This window comes from Roseburia sp. MSJ-14, from assembly GCF_018918225.1.
Taxonomy (GTDB): Bacteria; Bacillota; Clostridia; order Lachnospirales; family Lachnospiraceae; genus Petralouisia.
The window spans coordinates 59,493-83,652 of record NZ_JAHLQD010000026.1 but is presented as its reverse complement, the minus strand read 5'-3'; the positions used below and the strand labels follow the sequence as shown (position 1 = coordinate 83,652).

Sequence of the window (24,160 nt, the reverse complement as noted above, 5' to 3'; positions counted from 1 at the left end):
CTACTCCTCCTTTTTATCTAATTTCCGAAATTCATTGATATCATGTACCAATTCTTTTACACATCGCATCTGATTATCAAAAACACCTGCTTTGTACAGGTTAATTAATATCATTCCGATTGGAACAGCAACAATCATTCCGATAATACTGCTAAACTTGTATCCAATATACATAAAAATCAATGTTGCCAGAGGATTCATTCCTATGGTATCGCCTACCACCTTTGGCTGAATAATCTGACGAACCAACTGAGTAACCAGATACAAGATAATCAGTCCCACTGCCATTTTATAATCTTTGGACAATATCTTTAAAATAGCCCAAGGACCTAATACAGTACCCGTTCCAAAAAACGGCAATGCATCCAAAAATGCAATAAGCAGTGCTACCAACAATACATAGTCCACTTTTAAAATCCAAAGCCCTATCACAAGAATTACATACACAACCCCCATGATTTTAAACTGTGCCTTGAAGTAGCCGCCCACTACATGTTTTAAATCATTGATAACACCGGAACAACGATTCCACACACTTTCCGGCATACTTTTCTTTAGCAGAGCCAAAATATTGTCTCGATCTGCTGTAAAAAAGTATGCTGACAAAATGCTCATGATTATAGCAATCAGTGTTCCCGGAACATTCTTTGCAAAATTTCCTGCTGCCTCAAAAGTTGGCTGACCGATTGCTTTTACTGCTCCACTCAAATATCCTGATAAATTATCCGTCACTTCCGAAATATTTTTCTGCATATTAGCCGGCAGTTTATCATAAAATCCTTGCATATTATTTCCAATTTCTTCAAATTCTTCTTTGAAATTGTCATATATCTTAGGAAGTCCATTTACCATATTGACAGTCTCTGATACTAACTTAGCTCCCGCTAAATATCCCGCTAAAATAACAACTACCAATACTCCGATAATCGTTATCATAGAACCATGTTTTCTAACGACCTTCAACTTTCGTTCCAGTAACCGTACCAGTGGATTAGCAATCATAGATATAATCCATCCAACTACAAATGGCATAAAAAATACTAACAGTTTTGGAACCAACACACACAATACTACAATTACAAATATTGCTACCAACAAATTCAGTGCAATTTTAAAATATTTGGTGGATTTTTTCATCTCTTCACCCCTTTATTATTTTTAAATGTCCTTACGTTCTACGCCGTATTTTGACTCAAGTTCTTTTACTTTTGCGTCATATACTTCCTTCTGCTTTGTCTGAATCAACTGCTGATGAATCTGATCTTTCACCTGTTCAAATGGAATTGTAGAACCTTCTTTTTTATCCTCTACACGAATCAAATGATAACCAAACTGTGTCTGTACTGGTCCGATTACTTTTCCAACTTCACCTTCAAAAGCTGCCTTTTCAAACTCCGGTACCATCTGTCCCTTGGAGAAATATCCCAAATCTCCGCCCTGTTCTTTGGATGGGCAAGTAGAATATTTCTTTGCTGCTTCTTCAAATGCAAGTCCTTCTGCAATTTCCTTTGCAATATCATTTGCAGAATCTTCACTATCTACTAAAATATGTTTTGCATTTACCTGTGGTTTTGCTACAAATAAGTCTGGATTTTCTTCGTAGAATGCCTTTTCTTCTGCCTCATCTACTTTGATGTTTTCGATGACACTGGTAGCTGCCATATGACTTGCTAATTCTACCTGCATTTTTTCTATCATTTCTTTATATTCTTTAGATTCTGGAATTTTCTCATCAATTGCCATTTGATGAAATAAATGGAATGCAATAATCTGCTCTAACACCTGCTGCTTTGCCTGTGGACTAGACATATAAATCTGCTGCTCTGGTGGATAATTTTTAATTAAATCGTTTACTTCTCCTTCGGTAATTTCATGTCCTGCTGCTACTGCTAAAACTTTTTCACTCATGTTCTTTCTACGCGTGCTCTGACGCTTCCTTTCTATTAAATACTTGGGAAATTCTGTTTTTTCGCCTGTTTCTACTCTAACATATCAAAGTATGTTCGTAAAGAAAAAAGTACCTTTTCCTTTATTTTTAAGAAAAAGATACTTTTTTTAGAAAAATTTTATTTTTCTGCCAAACGATTAATCTGCGCTGCCAAATAACCTGCTCCATAACCGTTATCTATATTGACCGTAGCAATTCCATTGGCACAGGAATTAATCATAGTGAGCAGCGCTGAAATTCCATTCATACTTGCTCCATATCCTACGGAAGTTGGCACTGCAATTACCGGATTGCTAACTAAGCCGCCGATAACACTTGCTAATGCTCCTTCCATTCCGGCTACTGCTACAACACAATTCGCTTCCTGAACCACATCCAGCTCTGCCAGCAAACGATGAATTCCACAAACACCTACATCATAAGCTCTTTCCACATGGGCACCAAAGTACTCTGCTGTCTGCGCTGCTTCTTCTGCCACCGGAATATCTGCTGTTCCGGCAGAACAAACTGCAATACTTCCAATATACACTTTATCCGTCTTTTCAATCTTGAGGATTCGTGATATCTTGTCATAGGTAATCTGTGGTAATACTTCTTTTACTATTTCGTATTGATGTTCACTTGCTCTCGTTCCGAATACTTCACCATACATTTCAAACATTTTCTGATAAATAGATACCAGATAATCATCTGCTTTTCCTGCGCAATAAATCACTTCCGGAAATCCTGTACGCACTTCTCTGTGTACATCTAACTTTGCAAATCCCATTTCTTCATATGGTTGCTTTTTGAAATGTCGTTCTGCTTCCTCTATGGATATTTCTCCACAACGAACTTTTTCCAGTATTTCTTTTGTTTCCAACTTCCCCACTTCCTATCTGCTATAAAGTATGTGACCTGCTACATATTATGTTTTCTGCCCCATAAATAAGTTGCAAAGTAAATAATAGATGCAATAATTACAATCATTGGACCGGTTGCCACATTGGTATAATATGAGATAATAAGTCCTGCTACTCCGGAAAACATAGAAAATACTATTGAAAAGAAATGGTACTCTCTCATATTTTCCGAAATATTCCGACTGGCTGCTGCCGGAAGAATTAACAGTGCATTAATAATTAAAATTCCTACCCACTTAATGGATACCATAACAATTAATGCCGTCAACACTGCAAACAAATTTTCCATTAGTTTTACGGGAATATGTCTGCTCTTTGCTAACGTTCGATTCAAACTTACTGCCAACAGCTTATTAAATCCCAGTATCCAAAATCCCAGTGTAATCGCAAAAATTACAATCAAATATATAATTTCGGTAGGTGTAATACTTAAAATATCTCCTACTAAGATACTGGAATACTTACTGAAATTTCCACCCTTTGACAAAATTGCAAGTCCTATTGCCATGCTACAAGAGGAAAATACCGAAATCACTGTATCTGTAGATGCTACTACTTTACTGCTTAACTGATTTAACAATATAGCAAACACAATGGCAAACAATATCATAGATATATTGGTATTGTTTACGCCAAGCACCACGCCAATGGCAATTCCTGTCAATGCGGAATGTCCTAATGCGTCTGAGAAAAACGCCATTTTACGGCTTACAATCATAGTTCCCATCATGCCAAACAATGGGGTAATAATTAAAACTGCTATAAAAGCATATTTCATAAAATCATATTGCAACCAAGAGAAAATTTCCATTATATCTCCTCCTTTTTGCCAAATACTCTTGTAAATTCCCCACTGGAAAATACCTCTTTTACATTACCTTGTTTTAAAATTGTTCCATCCAACAACACTACTTTGTCTGCATAGCGTTTTACATATTCTAAATCATGGGAAATAAGAATTACCGCTAAATCATAATTTTCTTTTAACTGGTATATGGTTTTATAAAAAAGTTCCATACCGTTTTGGTCTATTCCCGAAACCGGCTCGTCTAAAATTAATAAGTTCGGTTCATCCATAATTGCCATAGACAACATTACTCTTTGCAATTCTCCACCTGACAGATTGCATACCTGCTTATCTATCAAATATTCTGCCTCAAATACTTGTAAATGTTCCAAGATACGTTCCCGCTGCTTGTGGCTTTTTACTGCAAATACCGGTACATTACTCTGATACGCTGCTATCATATCATATACGCTGACCGGTGTTTGTTTTTCGATATTTAAAGACTGTGGCACATATCCAATCTTTAGCTTCTGAATTCTGCCATTTTCACTATCTTTAAATTCAATATTACCACTATGGGGAATGTCTCCTAAAATTGCTCGTATCAAGGTGGATTTTCCTGCACCATTTCGACCAATAATAGCATTTAGACTTCCACAATGAATATGAAGATTAATGTCTTTTAAAATCTCCTGTCCACCTAATGTCACGCCAAGATGATTTACCTTAATGCAATGTAACCCACAAGGTTTTATAATTTTACGCAAAACGGTCATTCCTTTCCTGCTATCTGTTTCATCAGATTTATGTTTTCCTGCATAGTTTTTAAGTAACTATCTTTTTCATATGTTCCTCTTACCAGGGAATCTAAATAATATACCTGACATGTTCCTTCTTTTTCCACAGTGTTTCCCATATCCTTGCCATATAATTCTTCAGCTAGCACTATGGACACCTGATTTTCCTTAATATGTTCCATCACGTTGGCAACTTCACCTGCACTGACCTGACGTTCTTCATCCAAGTTCAGACAATATGCCACATTCATACCATACTGTTTTGCCACATAGGCATATGCCTCATGAAAAATAATAACCTCTTTTCCAGAAAGTTCCTGTTTTAATTCATTTACCTGATCTGTTAACTTCTGAATCTGTGCACTGTATGCTTTTGCATTATCCTGATATATCTGTTTATGTTCTGTGTCTACTGTGGAAAGACCATTTGCAATGTTTTCCACCATGTCTGCATAAAGCTCTGTGTCCATCCACGCATGGGCATTTTCCTCACCATGGTCATGGTCGTGTTCCTCTTCATGGGTATCTTCGTTTCCATGGTCATGGTCGTGTTCCTCTTCATGAGCATCTTTCTTACCATGGTCATGATTATGCTCCTCTGCCTTAGCATCACCTTCCTCTTCGCTTAGAAGTTCTAATCCATCTGTCGCCTTGATAATAGTAAGATTTGGATATGATTTTGCCACCTGAGATAAAAAACTCTCAATTCCACCACCATTTACAATAAATACATCTGCGTTGGATAAAAGAATCATATCCTGTGGTGTAAGCTGATAGTCATGCATACATCCCGTCTGTGGCTCACTTAAATTCTGTAACGTAACATCCGGATTATCTCCTACTACATTTTCTGTTGCAACATATATTGGATAAAAAGATGTAACAACATTTAATTTTCCTTCTGTTGTGCCCTGCTCTTCTAATTTTACATATGCAATTGTAAAAATACCGCCTGCCAAAGCAATGGCAAGCAGCATTATTAATACGAAAATATATTTATTCTTCTTCATTCTTTTCCTCAGAAAATCCAAGTATGGAATCCATTAACTCCCATATTTCGTCTCTTCCCTGTTTTGTTAAGGCAGAGTAAGGCATAATTGGAGTTCCCGGTTTCACATTCAATCCTGTTCTTAGCATTTTTACATGTTTCTGTATCTGGCTACGATTAATCTTATCCAGCTTTGTTGCAATAATGATTGGGTCATATCCCTGATACACTATCCAATCATACATCTGCTTATCGTTTGCAGAAGGCTCATGGCGAATGTCTATCAGTAAGAATACCGCCTTTAACTGCTTTGAAGTATGCAGATAATTTTCAATCATCTGTCCCCATTTTTCTTTTTCTTTCTGGGATACTTTTGCATAACCATATCCCGGTAAATCCACCAGATACATTGCATTATTAATATTATAATAATTGATGGTCTGTGTCTTGCCCGGCTGAGACGAAGTTCTTGCCAAAGCCTTGCGATTCATCAGTCCGTTAATTAATGATGACTTTCCTACGTTAGACTTTCCTGCGAAAGCTATCTCGGCTTTATCTGTATCAGGTATCTTACTGGTGATTCCACAAACAATTTCTAATTCTACTGACTTAATTACCATTGCTTTCTCCTATTCCTTTACAAAAGCGACCTCTATCACCTGTTCCATTTTTTCCACAAAAACAATTTCCAATCCCTGTTTTATTTCCTTAGAGATTTCCTGAATATCCGGTTCATTTTTCTTTGGAACACATATGGTCTTAATTCCTGCATTCTTTGCTGCAAGAATCTTCTCTTTTAGTCCACCAATTGGAAGTACTCTTCCGCGCAATGTTATCTCTCCTGTCATTGCCACATCCTTGCGCACTTTACGCTTGGTAATCGCAGAAAGCATTGCTGTTGCCATTGTAATTCCCGCAGACGGTCCATCCTTTGGTACTGCTCCTTCCGGAATGTGAATATGAATATCATGTTCTTTGAAAAATTCTTTATCAATGTCATACTGTTCACTCACAGAACGGATATAACTAATGCCGGCTTGTGCAGACTCTTTCATAACATCACCAAGCTGACCTGTCAACTGGAATTCACCCTTTCCGGGCATGATGTTTACTTCAATTTCAAGAGTATCACCACCAACACTCGTCCAGGCTAATCCACGAACAATTCCTACCTCATCCGTTTCATTAATTAAATCGTAGCTGTACTTTTCTTTTCCAAGAATCTTTTCTATATTATTCTCAGTAATTTTTACCGTCTTCTTTTCCTTGGTGTAAATCTCTTTTGCAGCTTTTCGACAAAGTTCACCCACCTTACGTTCTAAGTTACGAACTCCTGCTTCTCTGGTATAAGCACGAATCAGTTTTTCCAAAGCTCGGTCACTGATGGAAAATTCTCCTTCCTTCAGTCCGTTTTTCTTCATTTGCTTTGCAATTAAATGTTCTTTTGCAATATGACACTTCTCGTTTTCCGTATAACTACTAACCTCAATGACTTCCATACGGTCCAACAGAGGTCTTGGAATCCCCTGTAAATCATTAGCAGTTGCAATAAACAGTACTTCTGACAAATCTAATGGCAATTCTACATAGTGGTCACGGAATTTATTATTCTGTTCTGAGTCCAAAACCTCTAATAATGCCGATGCAGTATCACCCTTATAGTCACTGCTTATTTTATCAATTTCGTCTAACAACATAAGTGGATTTTTTACACCTGCATATTTTAATCCGTTTGCAATACGCCCCGGCATTGCACCCACATATGTTTTTCGATGTCCACGAATCTCTGCTTCGTCACGCACTCCGCCAAGACTAATGCGCACATATTTTTTATCTAATGCTCTTGCCACTGATTTCGCAATACTGGTCTTACCGGTTCCCGGAGGTCCCACCAAGCAAATAATTGGGCTTTCACCCTTTTGTGTAAGATTGCGTACTGCCAAAAATTCCAGCATACGCTCTTTCACTTTTTCCATTCCATAATGGTCTTCATTTAAAATTTGCTCTGCTTCTTCCAGATTCTTGTTATCCTTTGACTCTTTATTCCACGGAAGTTCTAATATTGTCTCAATATATCCACGAATAACACCGCTTTCAGAAGAGTTTGGTGATATATTTTTAAATCTTTCAATTTCTTTTTTCAGTTTCTCTTTTACTTCTTTTCCGGCTTTTAATTTCTTAGTCTCTTCTAAAAAATGTTCTGCCTCTGAAACCGTATTATCCTCGCCTAGTTCTTCACGAATAAGTTTCATCTGCTCACGCAGAATATATTCTTTTTGATTTTTATCAACCTTCTCTTTTACTTTTGTCTGAAATTCTTTCTTTATCTGTATCACATTAATTTCATTCATCAATAAAAGCATTAAGGTTTCATATCTATTCTCTAAAGTCTCTGCCTCGAGAATTTTTTGCTTTTCTTCATATCCCACCGGCAAATTATTTGCAATATAATCAAGAAGCTTACTAAGCTCCTTAATTTCTCCGATTTGTTTTGCCAGTTCCTTGCCCGGCTTTGGATTTGCTATACAGTATCTTGCAAACGTTTCTTGTAGTCCACGCTTCATAGCTTCCTGTACTTCTACAGGAAGCTCTTCTGTTTGCTCTGATATCACTTCTATTTCAGCCTCTAGATATTCTTCATATTGACTGAAATCAATTATTTTTGCACGCTCTATTCCTTCTACTAGAACACGTACAATATTATTTTGCATTTTAATCACTTGCTTAACAATTGCTATGATTCCAACGCTGTATAAATCTTCTATTTTAGGCTCTTCCTGCTCTGCTTCCCTTTGAGTTACCAAAAAAATCTTCTGGTCCTGAAGCATTGCATTTTCTACTGCCTTCACAGACTTTTCCCGACTTACATCAAAATGCGCTACCATCCCAGGAAGAATTGTCATTCCACGAAGGGCAACTGCCGGAATTTTCCTTTGTTCTTCCCTCATCTTTTTCTCCTTTAAGCGGTCTTACTTTCTTTGTATTGAATCTCCGGTTCTCCTTCTTCCTCTACTGCTGCCTTTGTAATATTGCAACCTACAATAGATTCATCGGACGGAACTCGATACATTAAATCCATCATTACTTTTTCCATAATAGCTCGAAGTCCTCTTGCACCTGTCTTACGTTTCAAAGACTTCTCTGCAATCGCTTCGATAGCATCATCATCAAAAGTCAATGTTACACCATCTAATTCAAATAATTTCTCATACTGTTTTACTAATGAATTCTTCGGTTCTTTTAAGATACGCACCAAAGCGTCCTTATCCAAAGCATCTAAAGAAACAGTTACCGGTACACGTCCTACAAATTCCGGAATTAATCCGAATTTTACAAAATCCTGTGGTAATGCCTGTTTCAATATCACGCCCGGATTCTTTTCTCTCTTATCTGCAATCTGTGCATTGAATCCCATGGACTTTTGATCCATTCTTGTTTCCACAATCTTATCTAATCCTTCAAATGCTCCACCACAGATAAATAAAATATTTGTAGTGTCAATTTGAATTAATTCCTGCTGTGGATGTTTTCTTCCACCCTGAGGCGGAACACTTGCAACAGTTCCTTCTAAGATTTTTAATAATGCCTGCTGAACACCTTCACCGGATACATCACGGGTAATTGATGGATTCTCAGACTTTCTTGTAATCTTATCAATCTCATCAATATAGATAATTCCCTTTTGCGCACGTTCAATATCGTAATCTGCTGCCTGAATAATCTTCAGCAATATATTTTCTACGTCTTCACCTACATATCCTGCTTCTGTTAATGCAGTTGCGTCTGCAATAGCAAAAGGAACATTCAATACTCTCGCCATAGTCTGCGCCAATAAGGTCTTACCAGAACCAGTTGGTCCAAGCATTAAAATATTACTTTTCTGTAATTCTACACCTAAATCCTGTGGTGCCATAATTCTTTTATAATGATTGTATACCGCAACGGAAAGTACCTTTTTTGCCTCTTCCTGACCAATTACATACTCATCCAGAAACGCTTTCATTTCTTCTGGTTTCAGTAAGTTAATTTCCTCTTCCTTAACGTTTACGGTTTCTTCTTCCTCTAATTCTTCTTCAATAATTTCTGCGCAAATATCTACGCATTCATCACAAATATATGCACCGTTCGGACCTGCTATTAATTTACGCACCTGTCCGTCTGTCTTTCCACAAAAAGAACAACGTATTCTTTCATCTCTACCTGCCATATTTTCACCTCGCTAATTTCATTTTATACTCTACATTCAACATAAGGGACAGTGGCAAATGCTCGCTGTCCCCTGGGATTTTTCTTACTGTCTGTTTGTAATAACACGATCAATCAAGCCGTATTCCATTGCCTCTGTTGCAGACATATAATTATCTCTTTCTGTATCTGCCGCAATGACATCGTATGGCTTTCCAGTATTTTCCGCCAAAATAGTATTTAACTGTTTCTTGGTCTTTTGAATGTTATCAGCAACAATCTGAATATCTGTTGCCTGACCTTTTGCACCACCGGATGGCTGGTGAATCATAATCTCAGCATTTGGAAGTGCAAGACGTTTGCCCTTTGTTCCTCCTGCTAATAAAAATGCTCCCATACTTGCGGCAAGTCCAATACAAGTTGTTTCAACATCGCATTTAATATACTGCATTGTATCGTAAATTGCAAGTCCTGCGCTTACAACGCCTCCCGGAGAGTTAATGTATAAATGGATATCCTTTCCCGGATCTTCGGACTCTAAAAATAAGAGCTGTGCAACTACAAGACCTGCTGTTGTTTCATTTACTTCTTCTCCAAGGAAAATGATTCTATCCTTTAACAGTCTGGAATATATATCGTAGGACCGTTCTCCTCTGCTCGTCTGCTCAATGACATAAGGTACTAAACTCATTAATATTCCTCCTTATTCTTACCAAGAATTATTTTTCTGCTGCTGCAGCAGCTTCTGCTTCTTTCTCTTTCTTAGACTTTGGCTTTGCTCTTTCTTTGATGTTTTCCATGATTAAATCAACAGCTTTCTGAATTGCCATATCTTTCTTCATGGATTCTTTCTCAGCATCTCCCATGTACTCTTTGAGTTTTTCAACTTCCATTCCGTACATTTCAGCCATTTTCTTTAATTCTTCATCTACTTCTTCATCAGATACTTCGATGTTTTCTTCTTTTGCAATTGCTTCTAATACTAAGCTAGACTGAATACGCTTTAATGCTTCCGGTTTCATCTGCTCCATTAATTTTTCAATGTTCATGCCTGTAAACTGCATGTACTGTTCCATAGATAATCCCTGCTGTGCGATTCTGTTAGCAAAATCATCTACCATAGAACGAGCCTGTGTATCTACCATTGCATCTGGGATTTCCATCTTAGACTTATCAATAATCTTCTGAATTGCTTCGTCTTCCTTCGTACGTTTTGCTTCTGCGTCTTTTCTTTCAACAAGCTTCTTTTCAATGCTTTCTTTGTACTCAGCTAATGTATCAAATTCAGAAACATCCTGTGCAAACTCATCGTCTAATTCAGGTAATTCTTTTGTCTTAATCTCGTTAATCTTTACTTTGAATACAGCTGGCTTTCCTGCTAATTCTGCTGCATGGTATTCTTCTGGGAAAGTAACGTTTACTTCTACTTCGTCTCCAACATTTTTACCTACTAACTGATCTTCAAAAGTATCGATGAAGGAATGAGAACCGATTACTAATGAATGGTTTTCAGCCTTTCCACCTGCAAATGCAACACCATCAACAAATCCTTCGTAGTCAATTACTGCTGTATCGCCATCAGCGATTGCTCTGTCTTCTACAGTAATCATTCTTGCATTGCTTTCTCTTTCTTTATCGATTTCAGCCATAACTTCTTCTTCTGTTACGGAAGTATCAATCTTTGTTACCTGTACACCAATGTATTTTCCAAGAGTCACTTCTGGTCTTACTGCTACTTCAGCTGTGAAAATAAATGGTTTTCCTTTTTCAAGCTGTGTAATATCGATAGTTGGACGAGAAACGATATCTGCTCCTGATTCTTCTACAGCCTTTGGATATTCCTGATTAATCAGAATGTTTGCTGCATCTTCAAAGAAAATTTCTACTCCATACATTTTTTCAATCATATGTCTTGGTACTTTTCCTTTACGGAAACCTGGAAGGCTAATCTGTCCCTTCTGTTTCATATATGCTGCCTGAATTGCCTTTTCTAACTCTTCTGCGGAAACCTCAACTGTGAGTTTTGCCATGTTTTTTTCTAAATTTTCTACCTGTACGCTCATTACAACTATTTCCTCCTTAAATATATATCTTATCCTTTTCCATTCTTTTCAAAATGGTGTGCAGACGTACTTTTCTTTCCTTCAAGACACAATGCCAGAGCATAATGTCCTAATTTACAATCATTTTGAAATTATAGCACACTGTTTCTCAAAATACTAGTGTTTTTTACATTCTTTCGAGAAATTTTATAAAAAAACTACTTAACATTACTTTTTATCATATCAATCTGACTTTCTTCTACAGACGCTTTAAATCCGATACTTTCATATAGGTGAATTGCTCTATAATTTTGTTCATCTGCTGCTAAAAATGCTTTTACTGCTCCATGACATTTTCCATACCATAATGCCTGCGTAATCAATTTCCGTGCAATTCCCTGGTTGCGGTATTCCGGTCTTACGCCTACCTCACGAATCCAAGCAATTTCTCCAGTTCCACTGGCATTTCCATAAGTTCCGGCACATACTAACCCTATTATTTTCCCTTTTTCATTTCTTTCTGTCAACACTACTCTATTTTGGGCAAAGCCCTCTTTTTCTCCTATCCACTCTTGAAACCATTCCTTGGTCTGCCCGGTAAATCCTCTACTATCTCCACGACACGCCACGGTAACTTCAGCTGCCTCTTCACATTCATTTTGTTGTAAAAATGGATACTTTGTTTTACTTTCTTTCACATTTTCTAATGATTCCATAAAATAATCATGCCACGCATTTCGAATCTTAAATCCTGCCGTTTCCATTTTCTTTACCCATTCATGTGGTATAAATGTAACGAAACAATCTTGCTCTGTCAGTTTTTTTATTAATTCCTGTGGATTATTTGCTGCCCAATGATATTCTTGCTGTTTTGCTTCTGGATTATATCCTAAAATCAATATAAGTTCCGGGGTCTTACATATTATTTTGTATGTTTCCACCTCTTCATACTCTGCATAAGTTAATGAGGAAAATTGATATTTTTCTAATTGACTTTGAATTTGTTCAAATTCTGTTTTTTCCATGATTTAACTATCCTCCCAGTCTTTTTAAGATTTTATCTTTTCGATACTTTTTTATGGTATCTGCAATTGTATTGTAGTCTCGTTCAAACAATTCCTTGCTTATCTGTTCCCGCAGCTGTTCTTTTTCCACTTTCAAAAGTATCTTTTCAATAACAAACGCTTTACTTTTTTCCTTATATTTAGGTAACTGATTCTTCTCTTGAATATGAACAAGCTCGGGTCTCCACAACAAAGTCATTTTCCGTTTCCAATCCACTTTGGGATTTTCTTTTGGTTCTCGTAACAGATAAAAATCCGTTTTTTCATTTTCCAACTCTACGGTAATAATTCCCCACCATTCCGGCACATGTTCGGCAACATGCTTTGCATGCGTAGTTTCTACTACAATATAGTTATAATCATAATATTTATCATAATCCTGCACCTGCCGTTTTAAACGCGCATAAGTGTCTGCATCACTTTTTATTTCTACACCACAAACTGCCTGTGGGCGTACCATCACTACATCTGCTCTGGAACGCCCCATTTGCTTTTCTTCTATAATTCTTACTTTTCCATATAGTTCTTCTAAGAATTCAAAAAGTGGCTCACGAATATCCTTGTCATATAACATATTTCTTACCTATTACAATCTCTTTACAAAGAAGAACTCCGAAAATTGGTCCTCCTTATTTTCATAACTTCCTATACATGCTTTTCTAAGTTATACTTCATTTTATATTAACTCCATATTGATAGATTTCTCTGTAAATCCACACTTTTCATACATCTTTTTTGCAGCTGTGTTTCTTGCATTTACCTGTAATTCTATGCCATCACACTGTCGCTCTTTTGCAACCTTTTTCAGATACTCAAACATCCCTGTTCCAATTCCTTTTCCACGATACTTTTCCTCGACTGCCATAGTATCCACAAATAAAACTTTTCTTTTCACATGAGTAGGGCTCTGATATATACGTTCTACAAATACTAAAACTGCACATACTTTATCTTCCCGTTCTTCTACTACGATGGCTTCTTCTTTTTGTAATTCTTCAAATTCTTCTTTGGAAAGCACCGGTGTAACAGGTTTGTAAATATCCGGTCTCCAATCAACATGTAACCCCTGTACCTGCTGCATTATTTTTTCCACTTCTTCGTAATCTTCTATTTTAGCATTTCTTACCATCTTGCTCCTCCTATTTTTCTATCTGTTTCGTTCCATACATTCTACAATTACTTCTACTTCTTCTTTTCCCGGCATAATACCACAAGCCTTCTTTGCCAGTTGAAATCCGCAGGATTCATAGAGCCTTCTGGCAGGTTCATTTCCTGCCAAAACCTCTACATGAAGCGGTCTCCTTGATGTGTGTTCAATTACATAATTAGAAAGTGTTCTGCCGATTCCTTGATGTGCATAGGCAGGATCTACATATAACCACGCCAGTTCATCCTGTGAATATGCGCAAAATCCTACTACTTTTTCTTGTATACAAGCTACGCAAATTTCATATTGAAATAATCTTTCCCGAATCACTTTTTCCTTTAATGGTACAAATGCACACTCACATTTTGCCCAATGCAATTCTTCCATTCTTGCTGCATCATGAACTTCCATAAGCCGGTTCCAATCTTTTTCTTCGTAGCTTCTTATATTGACACTTTCTATAACGCTTTCCATCTATACAATCCCTTTCACCAAACAAATTTCTGCCTAAATATTCTTAAACTGTGCCATATACAGGTTGTAATAATGTCCCTTCTTTTCCATTAATTCTGCCGGACTTCCCTGTTCTAAAATACCACCTTTATCAATTACAAAAATGCGGTCTGCCTTCTGAATGGTTGACAGACGATGGGCAATTACAAAGCTGGTTCTTCCTTTTAACAATGCTTCGATTCCCTGCTGCACCAAAATCTCCGTATGGGTATCAATACTTGATGTTGCTTCATCTAAAATTAGGATTTTCGGCATACTTACCATAGTTCTGGCAAACGCAATAAGCTGTCGTTGTCCAATAGAAAGTCCTGCTCCACGCTCTTTTAGCACCGTATCGTATCCTTTTTCCATTTTCATAATAAACTCATGAGCATTTACTGCCTTGGCTGCTGCTATAATTTCTTCCTCCGTTGCATCCAGTTTTCCATAAGCAATATTTTCTCTTATCGTTCCCTGGAAAATGAAATTCTCCTGTGTCATAACTCCCATCTGTTGACGCAGACTTTGAATAGAAACCTTTTTCACATCATAGCCATCTATGAGAATTTTTCCTTCCTGAATATCATAAAATCGGCTAATCAGGTTTACAATGGTACTCTTTCCTGCTCCGGTAGGACCAACCAATGCAATCGTTTCTCCCGGCTGTATCTGAAAACTTACGTCTTTTAATACTTTTGTTTCTGATGGAGTACCTGCATCATATGTAAATGACACATGTTCAAATTCTACTTTTCCCTGAATCTCCGGTAATTTTTCCACCTCTACTTCATCTGCAATATCTGCCTTAGTGTCTAAGATGTCAAAAATTCGTTCTGCTGCTGTCAGATTTGTAATAATCTGATTATAAAAATTACTCAGATTCATTACCGGATTCCAAAACATACTGATATATGTTCCGAACGCAACCAAGGTACCAACACTGACATAATCTGCTCCAATCATCTGAATTCCAGCCCAGTACAAAATCATAGCTCCAAGTCCCCAGCAAAAGTCAACAGCTCCTCCAAACATATCTGCCAGGCGAACTGCACTGATAAAAGACTGTTCATGTTCTTTTACCAAACCTGCAAACACTTCTTTGGTTTCATCCTCCGCCCGAAAACTTTGAATTACATTCATACCCGCAATACTTTCATGCACATACGCATTTAAGTTAGAACCTTTCTTTCGAAAAATCTGCCAACGTACATGTGAAAACTTCTGAATAAACCAAATTGCTAACATCATAAGAGGGATACTGCATAAAGATGCCAGCGCAAGACGCCAGTCTTTTACCACCATAATCAATACTACTCCACATATGGTAACAAAATCCGGAATCAATGTAGTTACTGCATTTGTCAGCACTTCCTTCAATGAATTTACGTCTCCAATAATTCTTGCCAAAATCTTTCCGGTAGGACGACTGTCAAAAAAGGAAAATGACAGAGTTTGAATATGTTCATATAATTCCTGGCGAATATCCAGAAGAATTTTGTTGGATATCTTCGCCATTACATACATTCGTACTTTTACCATAATGATAAAAATCACATTCAATACTATGGTAAAAATTGCAAGTTTTGCCAATCCCGGCATATCATTGTTTGCGATATACACGTCGATGGCATTTTCAATAATCAATGGATTTACCAATGTAATTACTACCGTAATCAGCATACAGACTAACACGCCGATTACTGCTCTTTTATATTTAAAAAGATACGAAAACAGTCGTTTCAGAGTTTCTTTTTTTCCTACTCCGTTTAACTGTTCATCCTCTCGAAATGAATTAACTGCCATGTTTTTATCACCTCATTTTCTAATTTGCACCACCATACTGTAACTGATATGTTTCATAATACAATCCCTTTTGTGCCATCAGTTCTTCATGGGTTCCACGCTCTTTTATTTTTCCGTTTTCTAAAAAGATAATTTCGTCTGCACGGCGTACTGCTGAAATACGATGTGCAATGATAATCTTTGTAGTATCTTGTAAGGTATCTAATGCCTTTTGAATCTCGTACTCTGTTTCCATATCCAATGCTGAAGTGGAATCATCCATAACTAAAATCGGATTATGCTTTGCAATGGCTCTGGCAATGCTGATACGCTGCTTTTGTCCACCTGATAATCCCACACCACGTTCTCCAATAATGGTATTATATTCAGATGGCATTTCTTCAATAAAATTCTTTGCCTGTGCCAGTTCTGCTGCATGCACCATTGTTGGATCTTCCATGGTTTCTCGTTGACCCATCTTAATATTTTCCTCGATGGTATCAGAAAACAAAAATACATCCTGCATTACTGTTGATACATTACTTCGAATCTGTTCTAATTTTAATTCTTTTACATCTACTCCATCTAATTTCACACTTCCTTTGTTTACATCAAAGAATCGCATTAAAAGGTTGACAATAGATGTTTTTCCTGCACCGGTTGCTCCCATAATTCCAAGAGTTTTCCCTGCCGGAAGTTCAAAGGAAATGTCCTCTAAAATCTTTTGATTTCCACGTTCAAAGGAAACATGTTCAAAAGAAATCTCACCGTTAACATTTGGTAATTCCACTGGGGTTTCTTTTTCCTTGATTGTGGATTCCTGCTGATAAATCTTGTTGATTTTCTTGCAGGAGGCAACAGCGGAAGACAAATCATTGGTAAGCCATCCAAGCATTTCCATTGGCCATACAATGTTACGACAATACTCTGAAAATGCTACCAGACTTCCCAATGTCATGTTACCATTGATTACCTGTACACCTCCGATAATGACCATAACAACCGGTAACAGTTTTCCTGTAAACTGAAAAATCGGATAATAACGTACTAACATTTTTGATTGTTGCATATTTAACTCATAATACCGCTTGTTATGTGATAAAAATTTTGTAATTTCAAACTTCTCTCTTGCAAATGCTTTTACAGTACGAACTCCTGCAAGATTTTCTTCCGCAATCGTAGTAAGAACTGCATTTTCCTCACTAATGGACTCGTACACCTTATCTAATTTTCGTTCCATGTAAATAGCCGTAAATCCCATAAGAATCATAGCTGCCAATGGAATAAATGCCAACTGCCAACTTAATGTAAACATGCAGTAGAGCACAATGGATACATGAATTACAACTTCAATAATTAACATTCCCACATATCCTAGTGCATTCCAGATACGATCCACATCGTCCTTCACTCGTGCCATGAGTTCTCCGGTATTGGTATCATCAAAATAATCCATAGATAAACCTTCGATATGGGAAAATAAATCTTTCCTCAACCTGGAAGCAATTTTAATGCTGACACAGTCAAAGGTAAATTCCTTAAAGTAACCGCCTAATGCTCTACCAATTCCAATAATGAAAATAGTTACTAACAGCCCGCCTAACAATTTCATTTTTCCACCAATAATTACGTCATCTACAATCCTTTTGGTAATCATTGGATATAACATATCCAGTACAATTGCTGTTATCATACATGCAATTGCAAATACATATGCATACCAGTATTTTGCTATGTATTTTAATATTTTCTTCATGTCTTTTCCTCTCTTTATTTTCTTAAAATCTCTCTTGCATCCGTATCATATCCCGTACTAAATTTTTATTTTCCTCATACATGTTTAATACTTTCTGATGTTCTAACAGATTTTCTACAGATATCTGTGAATCTGTCTTTTTCTTTGCTCTTTTTACTTTTCTTATTACACCTTCAATTTCAAATGGTCTAATAAAAAAATGTATACAAATTGTATCTCCATATTGTCTTGTTTCCATAATACTTTGTTCCTCCCATTGCTGTTTCCCCGATGGCCTTGTATTCTATACTTGCGCTACTTCTGTTCAATTCTGTTCTACATCAAATGCGCAAAAAAACCCCGTGGCAGATAAATCTACCACGGGGTACTATTCCGTAAGAATACAATTTACAATCTCCATGTAAATTGACGCATATTCTATTTTCCTAACTCAAACAAAATAAAATATGCTACCTACGTTCTACAACCATCGAGGTAAACTTATGACTATCTGTATATATCATGTTGCCTGTTGTGTACGCTAAATTAATCATCATTTTTACCTCGCTTTCTTTTTATTTTAATTCAGTTTACTAATTTAGTAAATCACATCTGTTAAAATTTGTCAACACCTTTTTTTACCTCATCACAGCGTATGTGAGATACCCAACATATACAAGAATACAAATTGCTCCCTCCACTCTCGATGTCATACCCTTGGTCTTTCCAAACAAAAACATCATAATGGTTACCACAGTTAATACACAAATGTCTACCAAAGACTCTCCGGTTGCCATCATTGGTGAAAGTGTACCTGACATTCCTAAGATAAATAAAATATTGAATATACAGGAACCTACTGCATTTCCAAGTGCAAGTCCACTTTCTCCCTTTCGTGTTGCAACGATGGATGTTACAAGTTCTGGTAAAGAAGTTCCTACTGCTACAATGGTAAGTCCTATAAGATTCTGGCTTAATCCAAAATTTCTAGCAATTTCACTTGCATTATCTACTACTAAATTTCCGCCAAATACAACTGCTGCCAGTCCTCCAAGTATATAGACAATACTGATTAACGGAGATAAGCTCTTGACTTCTTCCTCTTGCTCTGTACGATTTTTTACTCCTTCTCCTACCACAATAATCATGTATACTACAAAAAGAATCAATAAAATAATTCCTTCTATTCTGGTGATTTTCAAATCCATCAAAAACAGTAATAACAATGCACTGATACCAATATTTACCGGCATGTCCCGTTTTAAAATATCCTTATCGGTAGCCACTCCCTTCATTACTGCACAGACACCCACAACAACTAACAGATTGAAAATATTAGAGCCAATAATATTTCCAATGGCAATATCGTTGTTTCCTGCCAATCCTGCTGTAATACTTACCGCAGCTTCCGGTGCACTGGTTCCCATTGCCACAATCGTAAGTCCTATAACAACCGCTGGAATCTTCAATAATTTTGCTACCGCAGAGCTTCCCTCTACCAGAAAATCTGCTCCCTTAATCAACAACACAAATCCTACTACTAACCATACATAAATCATATTTTTCCTCTCTTTCCGCAATAGAATCTGCGTATAAAAAATGAGACTCCTATTGCATATTTTGTACTAAAATAAGCAATAAAAGTCTCGTTTCTTAGAATACAGCCCGGTTTTACAACGTGATGACGAACTGCATTATATCCATCGGATACAAACTACTCCCTTTTATTTAAGAAAATAGTAGCAAGAACGACACCTTTCGTCAATATTTTCCATGCTAAGATTCCGTTAAAATTACTGTTGATAGATAATTCCTTTTTTCAATTCTTCTGCTTTCTGTTCAGAGGTAAGATATGCGGTCAATCTTAATGCAAAGGGGATTGCTGTTCCCATACCACGACTTGTAATTACATTTCCTGCTTCTGCCACTTCTTCATAAGTAACCTCTGCTCCAAGAAGTTTTTCCTCAAATCCCGGATAACAAGCTGCCTTTTTTCCCTTTAAAATACCGTTTTCTCCAAGAACACTTGGTGCCGCACAAATTGCTGCCACTAATTTTCCTGCTGCTTCAAATGCTACAATCTGCTTTTTTACACCTTCATGTGCACCTAAATATTTCGTTCCTGGCATTCCACCCGGAAGAACTACACCATCTAATTCTTCGAATGCCACTTCTTCATATAATGCATCTGCCAATACTGTAATTGCATGTGCTCCTTGAATTTCTTTTCTTCCCATAATCGAAACGGTAATTACCTCTACTCCTGCTCGACGTAAAATATCTACTACCGTTAACCCTTCAATCTCCTCAAATCCATCTGCTAGAAAAACTCCGATTTTTGCCATATTTCCTCCTATAAACGCTTTTTTAACATTTCTTGATTGGTTGCATAATTAATTGCTGTCTCTTTAGTAATTTTCCCTTGTTGATAAAGCTTCACTAAACTTGCATCCATAGAAATCATGTCATCCTTATTTGCTGAATATACAATTCCGTCAATCTGCGGTATCTTATTATCGCGAATCATATTACGAATAGCCGGTGTGATTGTTACAATTTCAAACACCGGAATAACATTTCCATCTATATCTGGAATAAGTTGTTGTGAAACAATTGCCTGCAATACCATAGAAAGCTGTACTGTAATCTGACGCTGCTGATTTGCCGGAAATACATCAATAATTCGATCAATTGCATTTGCAGCTCCTATTGTATGTAATGTAGAGATAACCAAATGTCCGGTTTCTGCTGCTGTCATGGCAACTCCAATCGTTTCATAGTCTCGCATTTCTCCTAATAAAATCACATCCGGACTTTGTCGCAAGGATGCCCGTAAAGCAGTTACATAACTTTCTGTATCTATACTGATTTCACGCTGACTGACAATACTGTTTCCATGGGTATGAAGGTACTCAATGGGATCTTCTAATGTAATAATATGTTTCTTTTTATGCTTATTAATAGCATCAACAATACATGCAAGCGTTGTAGACTTTCCACTTCCCGCCGGTCCTGTAACCAAAACTAAGCCTTTGGATAAGTTTCCAAAATTAATAATACTGCTTGGAATCCCAATGTCTTCCGGATTAGGCAATTCAAATGTAATTACACGAACAACCGCAGACAAGGTTCCACGCTGTTTATATGCATTTACTCTAAAACGTGAAAGTCCAACTACCGCAAAAGAAAAATCATCATCCCCATGTGTAAGGAAATGTGACATATCCCTGTGATCTGCAAGTTCATAAATCTGTCGCAAATACTGTTCTGTTTCTGCCGGCATCAGTCGTTCATTTTCTTCACTTAGAATTTTATTATTTAAACGATAAGATACCGGTAATCCTGCAACAATAAATATATCAGACGCATGTTTTTCTACAGCTCTCCTCAACAAATCTACAATATCCATTTTAGCACCTCTAAAGGCTCTATTCGCTTCCAATAACCGGAAGTTTTGTATCACTGTTCCATTCCTTAGAAGGAACTTCTTTCCATTCCGTAATTTGGTACGACACCTTTTTATCTTTTTCTAAATTTATAGTTATCATAACCTGCAATTTCTGCTGTTTTGTAACCTCAACTTCATAATAAACAGTAGCAGACATTTCATCTCTCGTCAATACTGTAACTTCCGTTTCTTCCGAAACCTCTTTCCACGCACTCTCCCAGTCATCACTCTTTGTAATAATTCCATCGATTTTTTCAATTATCTCATATGCCTTTGAATTTGCTGCATAATAAGCTGTTGTTTTTTCTGCCATACGCTGGCTATATTTATAATCTCTAAGGGATGTCGATAATGATAGAACACTAAATACAACAAGCATTAAAATAACCATAATCGTCAACAAAAAAGAATATCCCATAGGACTGGAAAGAAACTTTTTTTTCTGAAAATTTTTCACTTCATTCCTCCCATATAAATTTATCAAGACTTATATCGTAAATTTCCTGATTTGTTTCTATATCCTTCATGGAAAAATACCCTTCTGCTTTCTTTGCTTTTTGGGTGATTTCAATAGACAATTGAAATCTGGCATCCTTCTTTTTGCAGGCTTCCCATTTTTCATTATAATAGACAGCAAATCCATCTTTGTTTTCCTTACATTGGGGAAATTCATTTTTGAAATATTCTTCCACATCTGTCTCAGATTTAAAAATTTCTGCCGCTGTAGTCACTTGATTCAGAGCCATATTCAAATTTTGTGTTTTCTGACTGATGATATGAGATTTTACAATTAATCGAATGCAAACCGTAGCAGCTAAACAAAAAAATAAAATTGCAATCATTAATTCTAAAAGAAACATACTTGAATGTCGTGTTTGTCTTCCATTCATATATAACTCCTTTATATAAACATTTTTATGTATCAATTTATTTACTCAATGTGGTCACAACAATACCAGGCTCTTTTCCATCTTCTAAGACACAGGAAAATCTGAACACACCGTCTGTAATCTCTTCCATTTTCAAATCATGTATTTCCATGATTTTTCTCCCATCTTCTGCTGTGGCTTGCACTCCATCCTGTACAAATAATTCTCGTAATTCCCCTTTTTCCTCATAGATATAAGTGAAATAACTTTTTTCTTCATACACCTTTTTTATAATAAGACTGACACGTCCATCAAAAATTCCGATTGAAATTCCTCCATTTTCATCTTCCTGATGAATCTTTTCTGCTATATAAGAAAGAGCTGTTCTACTTTCATAATTGGAATTTTCCATATTTACTGTACTTTCATAAACATTTGCTGCCAACAAACTTACCCAAAGGGATGAAACCATAAATACAAAAAAAACCGCAAATGGAAAAATTCTATCTATTACATGTTTCTTCTTTAAATGAAACCCCATACTACCACTTCCATTCCTTAATAATTATTTTTCTATAATTGTCACATCCGGCACAATATTCTCTCCCAGCACCTGATAATCTACAAAGAACTTATCTGAATCATATTGAACACCATATTCTTTTTTCAGATATTCCAAGCTTTGAGGATATCTTCCTTCAATTGCATAACACTGTGTAATTCCGTGCCAGATTGCTTCCTCCATACTTTTCGCCTGTTCCTTGCTTGTCTTATCCGAAAGATTCTCTATCCCTTTATAAAATAAAATAATGGCAAAAGCAAACACCAGTATTTTTATAAAAATCCCATATCCGATTCCTCTTTTTTCATGATAAAATCTACCCTTATTTCCTGTATACTTCATCTGGGTACCTCCTGTCTTTACAAACCTGCCATAATTCCCATAAGCGGAAGCATAACAGATAACAGAATCGCTCCTACAATGATAGAAAGGATAATCACCAATGTAGGTTCTATTACTGCAATAATATCAGAAAGTTTTCCTTCTATTTCAAATTCATACTGACAGGCAATCTTATCCATCACTTCATCCAGTCTTCCGGACTTATTTGCTATTGTTACCATTCTTGCATAAAGTCCGCTAAATATTGCAGATTTCTGAAGTGCTTCTCCTAAATCACTACCATTTTCCATCTCTTCTTTTGCAATATTAAGCTTTTTATTCAAGCATGGGTTATCTACTAATTTTTCCGCAAATTCCAAACTACGTTCCGGATTGATTCCGCTTTTTAATGTTAAATACATACCACCTGCAAAACGGCAAACAGTTACTTTGTCATAAAACTCTCTAAAAAATTTCATATGATACCCCAGCCTTATGAAATATCTTCTTCCATTTTTCGTCTTTGTGAAATAAAGCACTGCCAGTACAATTACTACCACTACTCCGCCTAACACAACTGCATATTGTGAAATTGTATTAGACAGTACCAGGACTCCCTTGGAAAATCCTGTCATTTCATGTCCCAGCTGCTTATAAACCTGATTAAAAACCGGCATTACTTTTGTCATTAATACAACTACAATTAAAAACATCATTCCTATCATAATAAGGGGATAGGTCAACGCACTTTTTATTTCTTGGGAAATATCTGCTTCTCGTTTATAATGTTGGGAAAGCGCATCCATTACCTCATCTAACGTACCTGTCTCTTCTCCGATTTCCACCATCTGTAATAGATATGCCGGGAAAACTCCGGTTACTTTCAATGCAGGATAAAACTGACCGGAATCCACAATTTCCTCATACATTCTTTGTAAAAGTTCTTCCTCTTCTTGATTCTTAGCATCTGCTAAAAGTAACGAAACCCCTTCTAATGCTGTAAAACCAGATTTTAAAGCCATTGCCATCTGCTCACAAAAAAATGCAATTTCAAGATTGGACAAATCACTCTGTTGTTTCTGTTTTTTCAT

At 36.6% G+C, this 24,160-nt stretch carries 26 protein-coding genes; all 26 read right to left on the bottom strand.

Features of this window, described 5'->3' with window-relative positions; all coding sequences use genetic code 11:
* A complete protein-coding gene (gene ytvI, locus KQI83_RS10245; protein ID WP_216557355.1) occupies positions 1-1,137 on the bottom strand; it encodes a sporulation integral membrane protein YtvI in 1,137 nt (378 codons plus the stop codon).
* A 21-nt stretch (positions 1,138-1,158) separates the two neighbouring features.
* Entirely contained in the window at positions 1,159-1,908 is a 750-nt protein-coding gene (locus KQI83_RS10240) for a peptidylprolyl isomerase (protein ID WP_216557352.1), read from the bottom strand.
* 158 nt (positions 1,909-2,066) lie between these two features.
* A complete protein-coding gene (gene larB / locus KQI83_RS10235; RefSeq protein ID WP_216557349.1) occupies positions 2,067-2,810 on the bottom strand; it encodes a nickel pincer cofactor biosynthesis protein LarB in 744 nt (247 codons plus the stop codon).
* A gap of 38 nt (positions 2,811-2,848) precedes the next feature.
* Positions 2,849-3,661 carry a metal ABC transporter permease gene (locus tag KQI83_RS10230; RefSeq protein ID WP_216557346.1) on the bottom strand — a complete coding sequence of 271 codons (813 nt, stop codon included), beginning with the start codon at positions 3,659-3,661 and terminating at the stop codon, positions 2,849-2,851.
* Positions 3,661-4,404, bottom strand: coding sequence for a metal ABC transporter ATP-binding protein (locus tag KQI83_RS10225; protein ID WP_216557343.1), 744 nt, complete (start codon positions 4,402-4,404; stop codon positions 3,661-3,663). The genes KQI83_RS10230 and KQI83_RS10225 overlap by 1 nt, the downstream gene beginning before the upstream one ends.
* Before the next feature lie 5 nt (positions 4,405-4,409).
* A complete protein-coding gene (locus KQI83_RS10220; protein ID WP_216557340.1) occupies positions 4,410-5,444 on the bottom strand; it encodes a metal ABC transporter substrate-binding protein in 1,035 nt (344 codons plus the stop codon).
* Positions 5,431-6,042, bottom strand: a complete 612-nt coding sequence (yihA, locus tag KQI83_RS10215) for a ribosome biogenesis GTP-binding protein YihA/YsxC (protein WP_216557337.1) — start codon at positions 6,040-6,042, stop codon at positions 5,431-5,433. Before yihA ends, KQI83_RS10220 begins: the two co-directional genes overlap by 14 nt.
* Positions 6,043-6,051: 9 nt before the next feature.
* Entirely contained in the window at positions 6,052-8,370 is a 2,319-nt protein-coding gene (gene lon, locus KQI83_RS10210; RefSeq protein WP_216557334.1) for an endopeptidase La, read from the bottom strand.
* A gap of 11 nt (positions 8,371-8,381) precedes the next feature.
* Complete coding sequence (clpX, locus tag KQI83_RS10205; protein WP_216557331.1) at positions 8,382-9,629, bottom strand: ATP-dependent Clp protease ATP-binding subunit ClpX; 1,248 nt, start codon at positions 9,627-9,629, stop codon at positions 8,382-8,384.
* Between the two features lie 84 nt (positions 9,630-9,713).
* On the bottom strand, positions 9,714-10,298 hold the full coding sequence (gene clpP / locus KQI83_RS10200) for an ATP-dependent Clp endopeptidase proteolytic subunit ClpP (RefSeq protein ID WP_216557328.1): 585 nt from the start codon (positions 10,296-10,298) through the stop codon (positions 9,714-9,716).
* Between the two features lie 28 nt (positions 10,299-10,326).
* A complete protein-coding gene (gene tig / locus KQI83_RS10195; protein ID WP_216557325.1) occupies positions 10,327-11,670 on the bottom strand; it encodes a trigger factor in 1,344 nt (447 codons plus the stop codon).
* A gap of 197 nt (positions 11,671-11,867) precedes the next feature.
* On the bottom strand, positions 11,868-12,674 hold the full coding sequence (locus tag KQI83_RS10190; protein ID WP_216557323.1) for a GNAT family N-acetyltransferase: 807 nt from the start codon (positions 12,672-12,674) through the stop codon (positions 11,868-11,870).
* A 7-nt stretch (positions 12,675-12,681) separates the two neighbouring features.
* Positions 12,682-13,287, bottom strand: coding sequence for a sce7726 family protein (locus tag KQI83_RS10185; protein ID WP_216557320.1), 606 nt, complete (start codon positions 13,285-13,287; stop codon positions 12,682-12,684).
* A gap of 102 nt (positions 13,288-13,389) precedes the next feature.
* Positions 13,390-13,842, bottom strand: a complete 453-nt coding sequence (locus KQI83_RS10180) for a GNAT family N-acetyltransferase (RefSeq protein WP_216557317.1) — start codon at positions 13,840-13,842, stop codon at positions 13,390-13,392.
* Between the two features lie 18 nt (positions 13,843-13,860).
* Positions 13,861-14,334: a GNAT family N-acetyltransferase gene (locus tag KQI83_RS10175; protein WP_253295583.1), complete on the bottom strand. Its 474-nt coding sequence runs from the start codon at positions 14,332-14,334 to the stop codon at positions 13,861-13,863.
* Positions 14,335-14,367: 33 nt separating this feature from the next.
* The gene (locus KQI83_RS10170; RefSeq protein WP_216557314.1) at positions 14,368-16,155 is read right to left on the bottom strand and encodes an ABC transporter ATP-binding protein; all 1,788 of its coding nucleotides are present in this window, start codon (positions 16,153-16,155) and stop codon (positions 14,368-14,370) included.
* A gap of 19 nt (positions 16,156-16,174) precedes the next feature.
* Entirely contained in the window at positions 16,175-17,890 is a 1,716-nt protein-coding gene (locus tag KQI83_RS10165; RefSeq protein WP_216557310.1) for an ABC transporter ATP-binding protein, read from the bottom strand.
* Between the two features lie 22 nt (positions 17,891-17,912).
* A complete protein-coding gene (locus KQI83_RS10160; protein WP_216557308.1) occupies positions 17,913-18,128 on the bottom strand; it encodes a hypothetical protein in 216 nt (71 codons plus the stop codon).
* A gap of 379 nt (positions 18,129-18,507) precedes the next feature.
* Entirely contained in the window at positions 18,508-19,428 is a 921-nt protein-coding gene (locus KQI83_RS10155) for a calcium/sodium antiporter (protein ID WP_216557305.1), read from the bottom strand.
* Between the two features lie 234 nt (positions 19,429-19,662).
* Positions 19,663-20,214 (bottom strand): DJ-1 family glyoxalase III, encoded by a 552-nt coding sequence (locus tag KQI83_RS10150; protein WP_216557302.1) that lies wholly within the window; start codon positions 20,212-20,214, stop codon positions 19,663-19,665.
* Positions 20,215-20,222: 8 nt separating this feature from the next.
* A complete protein-coding gene (locus tag KQI83_RS10145) occupies positions 20,223-21,278 on the bottom strand; it encodes a type IV pilus twitching motility protein PilT (protein ID WP_216557299.1) in 1,056 nt (351 codons plus the stop codon).
* Between the two features lie 19 nt (positions 21,279-21,297).
* Complete coding sequence (locus tag KQI83_RS10140) at positions 21,298-21,774, bottom strand: hypothetical protein (RefSeq protein ID WP_216557296.1); 477 nt, start codon at positions 21,772-21,774, stop codon at positions 21,298-21,300.
* Between the two features lies 1 nt (position 21,775).
* Complete coding sequence (locus KQI83_RS10135) at positions 21,776-22,207, bottom strand: hypothetical protein (protein ID WP_216557293.1); 432 nt, start codon at positions 22,205-22,207, stop codon at positions 21,776-21,778.
* Between the two features lie 37 nt (positions 22,208-22,244).
* Positions 22,245-22,727 (bottom strand): DUF4860 domain-containing protein, encoded by a 483-nt coding sequence (locus KQI83_RS10130; protein ID WP_216557291.1) that lies wholly within the window; start codon positions 22,725-22,727, stop codon positions 22,245-22,247.
* A 24-nt stretch (positions 22,728-22,751) separates the two neighbouring features.
* A complete protein-coding gene (locus tag KQI83_RS10125; RefSeq protein ID WP_253295582.1) occupies positions 22,752-23,090 on the bottom strand; it encodes a hypothetical protein in 339 nt (112 codons plus the stop codon).
* Between the two features lie 17 nt (positions 23,091-23,107).
* Positions 23,108-24,160, bottom strand: a complete 1,053-nt coding sequence (locus tag KQI83_RS10120; protein WP_216557289.1) for a type II secretion system F family protein — start codon at positions 24,158-24,160, stop codon at positions 23,108-23,110.

Excerpts from the sequence above, each read along its gene's own strand:
- ytvI (WP_216557355.1), bottom strand. The coding sequence starts at position 1,137 with ATGAAAAAATCCACCAAATATTTTAAAATTGCACTGAATTTGTTGGTA.
- KQI83_RS10240 (WP_216557352.1), bottom strand. The coding sequence starts at position 1,908 with ATGAGTGAAAAAGTTTTAGCAGTAGCAGCAGGACATGAAATTACCGAA.
- KQI83_RS10230 (WP_216557346.1), bottom strand. The coding sequence starts at position 3,661 with ATGGAAATTTTCTCTTGGTTGCAATATGATTTTATGAAATATGCTTTT.
- KQI83_RS10220 (WP_216557340.1), bottom strand. The coding sequence starts at position 5,444 with ATGAAGAAGAATAAATATATTTTCGTATTAATAATGCTGCTTGCCATT.
- yihA (WP_216557337.1), bottom strand. The coding sequence starts at position 6,042 with ATGGTAATTAAGTCAGTAGAATTAGAAATTGTTTGTGGAATCACCAGT.
- lon (WP_216557334.1), bottom strand. The coding sequence starts at position 8,370 with ATGAGGGAAGAACAAAGGAAAATTCCGGCAGTTGCCCTTCGTGGAATG.
- clpX (WP_216557331.1), bottom strand. The coding sequence starts at position 9,629 with ATGGCAGGTAGAGATGAAAGAATACGTTGTTCTTTTTGTGGAAAGACA.
- clpP (WP_216557328.1), bottom strand. The coding sequence starts at position 10,298 with ATGAGTTTAGTACCTTATGTCATTGAGCAGACGAGCAGAGGAGAACGG.
- tig (WP_216557325.1), bottom strand. The coding sequence starts at position 11,670 with ATGAGCGTACAGGTAGAAAATTTAGAAAAAAACATGGCAAAACTCACA.
- KQI83_RS10190 (WP_216557323.1), bottom strand. The coding sequence starts at position 12,674 with ATGGAAAAAACAGAATTTGAACAAATTCAAAGTCAATTAGAAAAATAT.
- KQI83_RS10185 (WP_216557320.1), bottom strand. The coding sequence starts at position 13,287 with ATGTTATATGACAAGGATATTCGTGAGCCACTTTTTGAATTCTTAGAA.
- KQI83_RS10180 (WP_216557317.1), bottom strand. The coding sequence starts at position 13,842 with ATGGTAAGAAATGCTAAAATAGAAGATTACGAAGAAGTGGAAAAAATA.
- KQI83_RS10175 (WP_253295583.1), bottom strand. The coding sequence starts at position 14,334 with ATGGAAAGCGTTATAGAAAGTGTCAATATAAGAAGCTACGAAGAAAAA.
- KQI83_RS10170 (WP_216557314.1), bottom strand. The coding sequence starts at position 16,155 with ATGGCAGTTAATTCATTTCGAGAGGATGAACAGTTAAACGGAGTAGGA.
- KQI83_RS10165 (WP_216557310.1), bottom strand. The coding sequence starts at position 17,890 with ATGAAGAAAATATTAAAATACATAGCAAAATACTGGTATGCATATGTA.
- KQI83_RS10160 (WP_216557308.1), bottom strand. The coding sequence starts at position 18,128 with ATGGAAACAAGACAATATGGAGATACAATTTGTATACATTTTTTTATT.
- KQI83_RS10155 (WP_216557305.1), bottom strand. The coding sequence starts at position 19,428 with ATGATTTATGTATGGTTAGTAGTAGGATTTGTGTTGTTGATTAAGGGA.
- KQI83_RS10150 (WP_216557302.1), bottom strand. The coding sequence starts at position 20,214 with ATGGCAAAAATCGGAGTTTTTCTAGCAGATGGATTTGAGGAGATTGAA.
- KQI83_RS10145 (WP_216557299.1), bottom strand. The coding sequence starts at position 21,278 with ATGGATATTGTAGATTTGTTGAGGAGAGCTGTAGAAAAACATGCGTCT.
- KQI83_RS10135 (WP_216557293.1), bottom strand. The coding sequence starts at position 22,207 with ATGAATGGAAGACAAACACGACATTCAAGTATGTTTCTTTTAGAATTA.
- KQI83_RS10130 (WP_216557291.1), bottom strand. The coding sequence starts at position 22,727 with ATGGGGTTTCATTTAAAGAAGAAACATGTAATAGATAGAATTTTTCCA.
- KQI83_RS10125 (WP_253295582.1), bottom strand. The coding sequence starts at position 23,090 with ATGAAGTATACAGGAAATAAGGGTAGATTTTATCATGAAAAAAGAGGA.
- KQI83_RS10120 (WP_216557289.1), bottom strand. The coding sequence starts at position 24,160 with ATGAAAAAACAGAAACAACAGAGTGATTTGTCCAATCTTGAAATTGCA.